A 9,822-nucleotide genomic window follows, 5' to 3' on the forward strand; every position below is an offset into this window, starting at 1 on the left:
ACTATCCTGCCAGAGGGGGAAACATTGGAAGCATAAAGGTAGCCGACTTCATACAGCCGATCATACTGTTCGAGCTTCGACAAGATTCTGGATACGGTAACAAGCCTAGCGCTGTTGCTAGTGGTTAACTCGAATGCTCTATTAGCGAGGATTGAAGCGTTATTGTGCTGTCCAAGTGTCTCGTATAGCCCAACAAGGTTATCTATCGCTCTTAAGCACAGTGGGTTGTGTGTGACGTAATTTGCCAGAACTTCAACAGCCTCGCGTATCTTGCCTTTCTGGTGGAGTAAGAAAGCCTCAGCACAGATTCGACTGGCGTGTTCTTTGTCGTTGCAAAAAGGAAGAAAGTGCTCGAGAACTTCAAACTGTTTCGTGTCCACACTAAGGTATCGATTAAGAGTGATTCAACACAAACGCTGTTCGCGTATTTTTTGTGTAGCTGCGCGACATCTGCGAGGGAAAGTTTCTCGACTCTGCTCAAGTATTGTTTCACTTCGGCAAGGTGATGTTGCTCTTGCAAAGCGGTAAGCATTTTAGTCTGCAACGCTTTTGTCTGTAGAGGCTTAGTGAGTAGGTGTCTAACATGGCCAGAAAGTGCAGTTAGGACAGTCTCTTGTTTTGCATCTCCCGATATCATGAGTACCGCGGTGGTATCAGATATTAATTTTGTGCGGCTGATTAAATTGATCAGATCCAAACCAGCGGCGTTTTTCCGAAAGGTGATAATCCATAATGATGAAAGAATAGAAACGTGTTTTTATTGCACTCATTGCTTGCTGAGCACTATTAACGCATGTGATGTTAGACATTTTTGCCCCGAGCGAAACCAGTTGATGTTTAATCAACGTTGCGGATGTGGAGCAGTCATCTATGACTAAAATACCGATATTATCGACTTTCAAACTTCCCTGTAGTCAAACTTCTACCCATTTGTACGAATTAGCACACTCTAAAATAAAGTTAGTCACCAGTTTGCATAAAGGCAAGTGATTGTTAAGACAAAGAAGGGGTAATATGCCCCTTATCAACTTTTGTAGGCGTTAACTCTGTTCAGCTTCCGTTTCTACGCGTTTTAAAAGCTCATTCGCTTTCTTCATCGCTCTACGTGCACTCTTAGATTTTCGTTTGTTTAATAAGAAATCGGAAAACTGAAGGTACTTATCTGCAGTCTGAAATCGTAGATCGTTGATATCTTGAAAGCCAGGTGGGAAGTTTTCAGCAAACGCGTCAATATCTTTCACCAGGTTATCTAGGTTAACCGTCGTACGAGCTTGTTTTAATCGGTAATGCAACCCTTCAAACTCTTCTTGGTAGAGAAGTCTTGCTGCATCAGACGGAAAAGCTAGAGGGTTAGTACTCTCTTTGGTTGTTTCGTACATTTTCATTTCGAGCACGGCATCTTTCATGGCATTGCTGAAAGCCAAGTTTTCTTTGTGTTCTTCGGATTCAGCAAAGAATGTATTGCCCACCTTAATCAAGGTCACTAAAGCGGCGGCATCTCTTAACTGAAGGGCTTCATTTAGGTGTTGCCCAAAAACTTCACTGGCAAGAGAGCTTGATGTGAACGGGTAGTCTTGGTGGATTTCATGCAGCTCATTCTTAAGATCATAAATCGACTTCTCGTCTTCAACTTGAGCATAAACGGATTTTTCTAAGTGGCTGTTTATCTGCCGTGCAATAGAAAGAAGCGTTGAGTGCTTACTTGATTGAATATCCAGTGCCAACACTTCAATCTTGTGTGAGTCCGGGTAGTAAACTTTTGCCTGTTGCAAGATGGATTCAATTTGATCGTAATTTGGGTAAGTGGTGACATCGGAATTCAGTACATCATCGATTTTCGATTCAAACTCGCCCAGGAGATGAGGCTTATAAAGACGCACTTTTAACCCAGAATTTAAGCTTGAATGTGCTCAACTGGTGCTTGACCAGGGACGAACCTACAAAGAAACCTGCGAAGCTATGGGCATTGGAAGAACTACGCTAGAAAGCTGGGTAAGACAACTCAAAGCTGAAAGAGCGGGTAAAGCACCAAGTACATCACCGTTGACTCCAGAGCAAAGAGAAATCCGCGACCGTAAAAAGAAAATCAAGCGTATTGAAGAAGAAAAGGAAATTCTAAAAAAGCTACGGCTCTCTTGATGTCAGACTCCCTGAACGGTTCTCGATAATCGAGAAACTCAAGAAGAGTTATGCTGTGAAAAGGCTTTGTGAAGTGTTTGGGGTTCATCGCAGTAGCTATCGTTATTGGGCAAATAGAGGAAGATTCCCCCGGGCATGCCCGGGGTACTTACCGTGACAACGCTAAAGCGTTGACCAAAATTACAAACAGCTAACGCTGTAATTTTGGAATTGGCATTCATCCACGGGTAAACCCGTGGTTTTCTGTATTCACAGAATAAATCTCTGTCGTCACAGCGTGTGCTTGTTCGTGCCGAAGTTCGTCGAGCTTATGAGCTGAGCAATGGTTCCGCAGGGGCGAGAACCATTGCTGATATAGTAACGGCGAGAGGCATTCCACTTAGTCGTTATCGAGCGAGTAAGTTCATGAAAAAATTAGACTTAATCAGTTGCCAACTACCGAAATATGCGTACAAAAAAACACAAAAGGAACATGTTCATATACCCAATCGGTTAAATCGCCAGTTTGCGGTAACTGAACCGAATCAAGTCTGGTGCGGCGATGTGACCTACATCTGGACGGGACAGAGATGGTCTTATCTAGCGGTTGTTATTGACTTGTTCGCCCGAAAAGTCATCGGTTGGGCGATGTCTAGCTCACCAGATAGCGCATTGACTGGCAAGGCTTTGACCATGGCCTATGAGAGCCGTGGAAAGCCTCCTGGTGTCATGTTTGAACAGAATTCCTTAAGAATTGGTTGTATTTAATGACTTACAGTTGCTGGTTACACAAACCACATGAAAAGCTTACGAACTCACGATATCCTAGGGGGACAATAAGATAGCGCCATATTGATGGCAGAAAGTGAATTCGAATGAAGTTTATCCATACCTCAGATTGGCACCTTGGCCGACAGTTTCATAACGTCTCTTTGCTTGACGATCAGCAAGCCGTTATTGACCAGTTAATCCAATATATTGAAAACAACCCTGTTGATGCGGTGGTTGTTGCTGGTGATATTTATGATCGTTCTGTCCCACCAACCATTGCGATTGAACTACTTAACAAAGTGGTGAAGCGAATCTGTGGTGAGCTAAACACGCCGATGATTCTGATTTCTGGCAACCATGATGGTGCTGAGCGTCTAGGTTTTGGCTCAGAACAGATGAAAAATGCGGGTCTTCACATTATCAGTAACTTCGAAGACATGCTTACCCCTGTTGTTATTGAAACAGAAAGCGCAGGGCAAGTGGCTTTTTATGGCATGCCTTACAATGATCCTGAGCAAGTCCGTTTTTCCTATCAAGAACCCGTTTCGACCCACGATCAAGCGCACAAGCTACTCGCAGAAAAAATCACTGAGCAGTTCCAATCAGAGCAACGTAACGTGTTAGTCAGCCACTGCTTTGTCGATGGTGCCATTGAGTCTGAATCTGAGCGTCCACTTTCGATTGGCGGTTCCGACCGTGTCAGTCACGAGCATTTCCTCAACTTTGATTATGTGGCGTTGGGGCATTTGCATCAGCCACAGAAAAAAGGCGAAGAATACATTCGTTATTCTGGTTCACTGATGAAATACAGCTTTGGTGAACAAAACCAGAAGAAAGGTTTCACGCTGGTGGAATTCGACCAAAACGGTTTTGTCTCGGCAGAGCACATTAACTTTGCCGCACCTCATGAGATGCGAATCGTTGAAGGTGAACTTGAACAAGTAATAGAGCAGGGCAAAACTGATCCAAAAAACGAAGACTACTTGTTGGTGCGTTTGATAGATAAGTACGCAATCTTAAACCCAATGGAAAAGCTACGTACTGTTTACCCGAATGTTTTGCACCTAGAAAAACCGGGCATGTTAATTGGTGTCGAGCAGGAGATGGCGCAAGCGAAGTTGGCGAGAAGTGAGATAGACATGTTCCGAGACTTCTTCTCGGAAGCGCAAGCAAGCCAATTATCGCAAGAACAAGATCAAGCGATCAGTGACATCATCAAACAACTTTCTCAGCAAGCTCAGTAAGGACCAAACATGAAACCCATTAAACTGACAATGCAGGCTTTTGGTCCGTTTGCTCAAACAGAAACGATTGAATTCGACAAGCTGGGAACTAACCCTCTGTTTCTTATCAATGGTCCTACTGGTTCGGGTAAAACCTCGATTCTCGATGCGATTTGTTTTGCGCTTTATGGTGAAACGACGGGTAACGAGCGTCAAGGCATTCAAATGCGTTGCGATATGGCAGCGCCAACGCTATTGACTGAAGTTACACTTGAGTTCTCTTTACACGGCAAATGTTATCGAGTGATTCGCTCACCAGAACAAGAAGCACCAAAGGCGCGTGGTGAGGGCATGACGGTGCGTAAGCATACCGCAGCTTTGTATGAGATTACGGACGAAGAAAAGCTCATCACTAGCAAAACAACGCAAGTAAAGACAGAAGTGACCAATATTATTGGCTTGAACGAAACTCAGTTCCGCCAAGTGATGGTGTTGCCACAAGGTAAGTTTCGAGAGTTGTTACTTGCGACATCCAAAGAGCGGGAAGAGATCTTTGGTCAGCTATTCCAAACGGATATCTACAAGAAGATTGAATACGCACTGAAAGACAAAGCGAGTGCTATTAGCAAAGCCAAAGACGAGTTTGATAACCAAATTCGAGGCGCACTGCAGGTGGCTGGTGTTTCTTCAGAAGCGGAGTTGACAGAGCAGCGCGAAGCCTTATCTGTTCAATTTGAATCTGTACAAAAGCAAGAGCAAGAATTTCTGGCGCAATTAAATACGGTAAAAACGGAACTGCAAAAAGCAGAAGCGCTGAGCAATGAGTTCAAAAAGCGTGAGCAAGCCGAAATTGCATTGAAGCAACATTTGGAACAGAGCGATGCTATCTCATCACGTCAATTGCAGTTAGACAATGCGAAGAAGGCAAGCAAGGTTGAGTTGCCTTATGTCACGTTACAAAACGCCTCAAAGCAAACGCAAGAACTTGAGCAAAAGGTGGCTAAGCTTTCTCAGGATCTTACTGTGGCAAATGACGCGGTAAAATCCAAAGAAGGCGCATTGCAAACCGCGAAAGAACAAGCCGCACAATTGCCAAAACTGACAGAGCAGCAATACCAACTTGAAGGCATGAAAGGAAAGTTGGTTGAAAAGTCAGAGCTAGAGAAAGCCATTAACACAGGTTTGACGCAAAAATCCGAGTTTGAAGCAACATTGAAGAAATATAGCGCTCTGAAAGAGAAGTTAACGCTAGAGGCGCAACAAGGTCAGAAGTTACTGGATCAAGCTCGAGTCGATGTTGCAAGTATTGGCAGTGTAGAGGCTGAGATAAAACAGCAGCAACGTTTGATGCAAGATCTACAGAAGCTCACAGGGTTAAACCAAGAGCTGGCGAAATTGGATACGTTGACGCCTAGTAAACAAGCTTCGGTTGACCAAGCAAAAGCGCGGTACGTTGAACTTCAACGCTCAGCAGATACACTTGAATTGAGCTGGCACAATGCTCAAGCCGCTGTATTGGCTCAGCGCTTACAAGCCGGTGAAATGTGTCCAGTGTGCGGTAGTGCAGAACACCCTCAACCCGCTCAATTTGTTGGTGAAGAGGTAACAAAAGAGCAAGTTCAGCGTGCTCGAAATACGGAGCGAGAAGGGCAAGTTGCGCTTAACCAATTGAACAATCAGTTGGAGCAGCACAATATCGCAATTGGACAATACAAGCAGCAGATTGAGCAACTATCCGTTGAGCTTGGTCAAAACGCATCAATGGATTTAGGCACGTTACAAGCGTCCATGCAGCAGCTCAATGAACGTCTACAGCAATTGTCATCGATTAACTTGGTTCAGTTGGAACAAAGCGTCAATGAGTTAAACCAGCGTTGTGTTACTGGGGAAGGTAAGATCAATGATCTGCAAAACCAGATGGCAGCGAATGAATCGACGATTAAAGTGAACCAAGAGCAACTGGCTAAACTGTCTGCTTCGTTAGATGCCAAGTACTCATCTCTTGAAGTTCTTGAGCAAGACATTGTTGCGATTCAAAAACAGATTACGGATTTGAATACTTCATTAGAGACTGCACAAAACCATTTACAACAAGCCGTGCTAGCGAAGACCAATATTGAAAGCCAACTGACAACCAATCAACAGTGGTTGAATGAGGCACTAGAGCATTTGAACACAGCCAAAACTGATTGGGCGCAAGCGTTGCAGGCGAGCGCATTCGAGGATGAAGCACAATTCCTAGCAAGTAAAGTTGATGAAGCTGAGATGCAGGTTTGGCAGCAAGAAATTGATGCGTTCAAACAGAATCAAATCAAGCTAGAACAAACTTTGGCAGATTTAAGTTCAACGTTGAAAGACTTGGTGTTACCAGATTTAGAAGGGCTTAACGTTAAGCTAAACAGCAATCAGCAAAATTACGTTGAAGCGCGTAATCAGCTTGATAGCACGCGCTCTTTGTTTGAACGTCTAGAGAAAGTCCGTAATGACATCGCTACGTTGCATGATAAGAACACTAAGTTAGAAGACGAATACAAAGTGTTTGGGACCTTGTATGACGTTGCAAGCGGTAAAACGGGTAGCCGTATCAGTTTGCACCGATTTGTCCTTGGTGTGTTATTAGACGACGTGTTGATTCAAGCGTCACAGCGTTTAAGCCTGATGAGCAAAGGCCGTTATATCTTGGCTCGTAAAACTGAAGGCTTCAAAGGTGCGGCAGGGCGAGGCTTGGATTTGGTAGTAGAGGACAGCTACACAGGTAAAACGCGCGATGTTGCGACGTTATCAGGTGGTGAATCTTTCATGGCAGCGTTGGCATTAGCGCTCGGTCTATCTGATGTTGTGCAGTCTTACAGTGGTGGTATTCGCTTGGATACGCTGTTTATTGATGAAGGTTTTGGCAGCTTAGATCCGGAATCATTGGATCTTGCGATTCAAACCTTGGTCGACTTACAACAAACGGGTCGCATGATTGGCGTGATTTCTCACGTATCTGAACTGAAAGAGCAAATGGCGCAGCGTATTGATGTTGAACCGTCGCGACTTGGTTCTACAGTTTCTGTGAAATCTCAGATGGTATTTGATTCTTAATCAATACCTGTAAACGTACATAAGCAAAAGCCCCATTAGATTACGGTGTAAAACAGCGGGGCTTTTGTTTCTCTGTCTCGAAGCACTTACTGTTCGCAGAAGCGACCTTCCTTCGGCGATTGCGTAATCGCATATTCACCATCAAGGTTGCGGTAAACAACCGTGTTCCAAACTGAGCCATCATTCAATTCAAACTCTATCGCGTAGTTCACGCCACTAACAACCTGTGCATGAACGGACAAGATCTGTTTAAACGAAGCGAGAGTTTCCATTTTCTTTAGGGCAAAGGCCATAGCCTTTTGAGCGTCTGGGGTGGCGTCAAATTCATTCCACCCACCTGGCATATTTCCTTGTGTATTACATACATCTGCCGAGGTTGTTGGTTGTGCCGCTTCATCTTGAGTATTTTGCTGACATCCAGCAAGAAGAATCAAGATAGCGCAAGCTGACACGGTTTTTAATTTCATAAAATTAACCTCTGTTTGCAAGCACGTATTATAAAGCTCGGTGTTAAAGCACAATGTCTACGTTGTGCAAACTTTTGATATGCAGAGGGTTAAATCCTGATGAAATCGTTGCGAGCGAGCTCCAAAAAAAGAAGATTGGTTAAGTTTTTGTGGGATTTTGATAGAACGTCACGCTTAATTGCGAGCGCAGCTTTACGGTTCATTTCGCGTCGTGAATTAAGATCACAATTATAAAATAGACATTAAAAACATAACTTTGTAAGTGTATCTGTTTTCTTAGCTCAGCCATATAATCCAAACGAAATTCATTAAGTGCCAATACAAAGTACTGAATGATTGTTGTGATGAAACAAAATGGATGAGAGGTAACACGATGAAGCAAAAAGCGCTATATCTAGCAGTAGCAATGGGTTTGAATGGTCTTGCGAACGTCGCATCCGCTAATGAGATGGTAAATCCTGATGGTGGTGTCGTAGTGGGTTACTGGCATAACTGGTGCGATGGCGCTGGTTACAAGGGAGGTAATGCACCGTGTGTAACATTGGATGAAGTTGATCCTATGTACAATGTGGTTAACGTCTCCTTTATGAAGGTATTCAATACCAGTGAAGGTCGTATCCCAACCTTTAAGCTCGATCCAAATATCGGCCTTTCAGAACAACAATTCATTGATCAAATTGAAGCTCTAAACCAACAAGGACGTGCCGTTCTCATCGCTCTTGGTGGCGCAGATGCTCACGTTGAACTTAGAACTGGTGACGAACAAGCGTTCGCACAAGAGATTATTCGTTTAACGGATAAGTTCGGTTTTGATGGTCTAGATATCGATCTAGAGCAGTCAGCAGTAACGGCAGAGAACAACCAAACCGTAATTCCAGCTGCACTTCGCCTTGTAAAAGAGCATTATCAACAACAAGGTAAGAACTTCCTAGTCACGATGGCGCCTGAATTCCCTTATCTAACAGAAGGTGGCAAGTATGTTCCTTACATTACTGGTTTAGAAGGGTACTACGATTGGATCAACCCTCAGTTTTACAATCAAGGTGGTGACGGTATTTGGGTTGATGGCGTGGGTTGGATCGCGCAAAACAATGATGAGTTAAAACAAGAGTTTATTTACTACATTTCGGACGCTCTATCGAACGGTACACGCGGTTTCCACAAAATCCCGCATGACAAACTGGTGTTTGGTATCCCATCTAACATTGATGCTGCTGCAACGGGCTTTGTTCAAAACCCTCAAGACCTTTACGACGCGTTTGATCAACTTAAAGCGCAAGGGCAGGCACTTCGTGGCGTAATGACATGGTCGGTGAACTGGGATATGGGCACCGATAAAAATGGCCAAGCGTACGGTGAAAAATTCGTGAAGGATTACGGTCCGTTTATCCACGGGCAGACTCCACCACCAAGTGAAGGTGAACCAGTGTTTAGTGGCCTCAACGATGTTCGTGTGCATCACGGTAGTTCATTTGACCCGTATGCAGGTGTTACTGCGTCTGATAAAGAAGATGGAGACCTAACCAACAGCATCACTGTCGAAGGTTCAGTTGATGTGAACACGGTAGGCACATATGTTTTGGTTTACAGTGTAAAAGACAGCGACAACAATGAAACCAAGCAAAGTAGAATGGTTGTTGTTTACAGCCTAGTGCCTGAGTTTGAAGGTGTCGCAGATACGACCATCCAGCTTGGTGACGCTTTTGACCCAATGGCAGGCGTAAAAGCGACGGATGCAGAAGACGGTGATTTGACTGATCAAGTGCGTATAGAAGGCAGCGTAGATGTGAACGTACTAGGTGTCTACGACTTGGTTTACCGCGTAACGGACAGTGCTAATCAAACTACGACTGCGCAACGCTCTGTGATTGTTTCTGATGGCAGCAGTTACCCTCCGTATGAATCTGGAAAAACGTATGAAGCAGGTGACATTGTCACAGGTTCAGATGGCAACTTGTATCAATGTAAACCATGGCCATACACGGGCTGGTGTTCAAACCCTTCTTATGCGCCAGGTGAAACCGTTTACTGGTCAGACGCTTGGGATAAGTTGTAATTAGCCCATTAGTTGTTGCAAGCCTCCTTCACTGGCTGTCTCTTATACACAAATCCCCAAGCTTATAGCTTGGGGATTTTTTTTGAACTCTTTCAAGTGT

General features: G+C 44.2%; 5 protein-coding genes and 3 pseudogenes. 5 read left to right on the forward strand and 3 right to left on the reverse strand.

Annotation, left to right across the window (positions count from 1 at the left end; genetic code table 11):
* Together KIV40_RS35615 and KIV40_RS21745 are read right to left on the reverse strand one after the other, a co-directional pair.
* Positions 1-380: tetratricopeptide repeat protein (locus KIV40_RS35615; protein ID WP_375164876.1), on the reverse strand; the 380-nt coding region annotated here is incomplete at its 3' end.
* Positions 381-1,040: 660 nt separating this feature from the next.
* A pseudogene (locus KIV40_RS21745) lies at positions 1,041-1,880 on the reverse strand (serine/threonine protein kinase); the annotation flags it as partial.
* Positions 1,881-1,914: 34 nt separating this feature from the next.
* Between KIV40_RS21745 and KIV40_RS21750 the strand changes: the two are divergent.
* The 4 genes and pseudogenes from KIV40_RS21750 to KIV40_RS21765 form a co-directional block, all read left to right on the forward strand.
* Positions 1,915-2,274, forward strand: a pseudogene (locus KIV40_RS21750) (transposase); the annotation flags it as partial.
* A gap of 177 nt (positions 2,275-2,451) precedes the next feature.
* Positions 2,452-2,862, forward strand: a pseudogene (locus tag KIV40_RS21755) (DDE-type integrase/transposase/recombinase); the annotation flags it as partial.
* 131 nt (positions 2,863-2,993) lie between these two features.
* Positions 2,994-4,133: an exonuclease SbcCD subunit D gene (locus tag KIV40_RS21760; RefSeq protein ID WP_285351274.1), complete on the forward strand. Its 1,140-nt coding sequence runs from the start codon at positions 2,994-2,996 to the stop codon at positions 4,131-4,133.
* 9 nt (positions 4,134-4,142) lie between these two features.
* Entirely contained in the window at positions 4,143-7,199 is a 3,057-nt protein-coding gene (locus KIV40_RS21765) for an SMC family ATPase (RefSeq protein WP_285351275.1), read from the forward strand.
* 86 nt (positions 7,200-7,285) lie between these two features.
* On the opposite strand, the gene KIV40_RS21770 is transcribed toward KIV40_RS21765, so the two are convergent.
* Entirely contained in the window at positions 7,286-7,666 is a 381-nt protein-coding gene (locus KIV40_RS21770) for a cystatin domain-containing protein (protein ID WP_285351276.1), read from the reverse strand.
* Between the two features lie 373 nt (positions 7,667-8,039).
* Between KIV40_RS21770 and KIV40_RS21775 the strand changes: the two genes are divergently transcribed.
* Positions 8,040-9,722 (forward strand): immunoglobulin-like domain-containing protein, encoded by a 1,683-nt coding sequence (locus KIV40_RS21775; RefSeq protein WP_285351278.1) that lies wholly within the window; start codon positions 8,040-8,042, stop codon positions 9,720-9,722.
* Positions 9,723-9,822 lie beyond the last annotated feature (100 nt).

The sequence above is a fragment of the Vibrio sp. D173a genome (genome assembly GCF_030248475.1).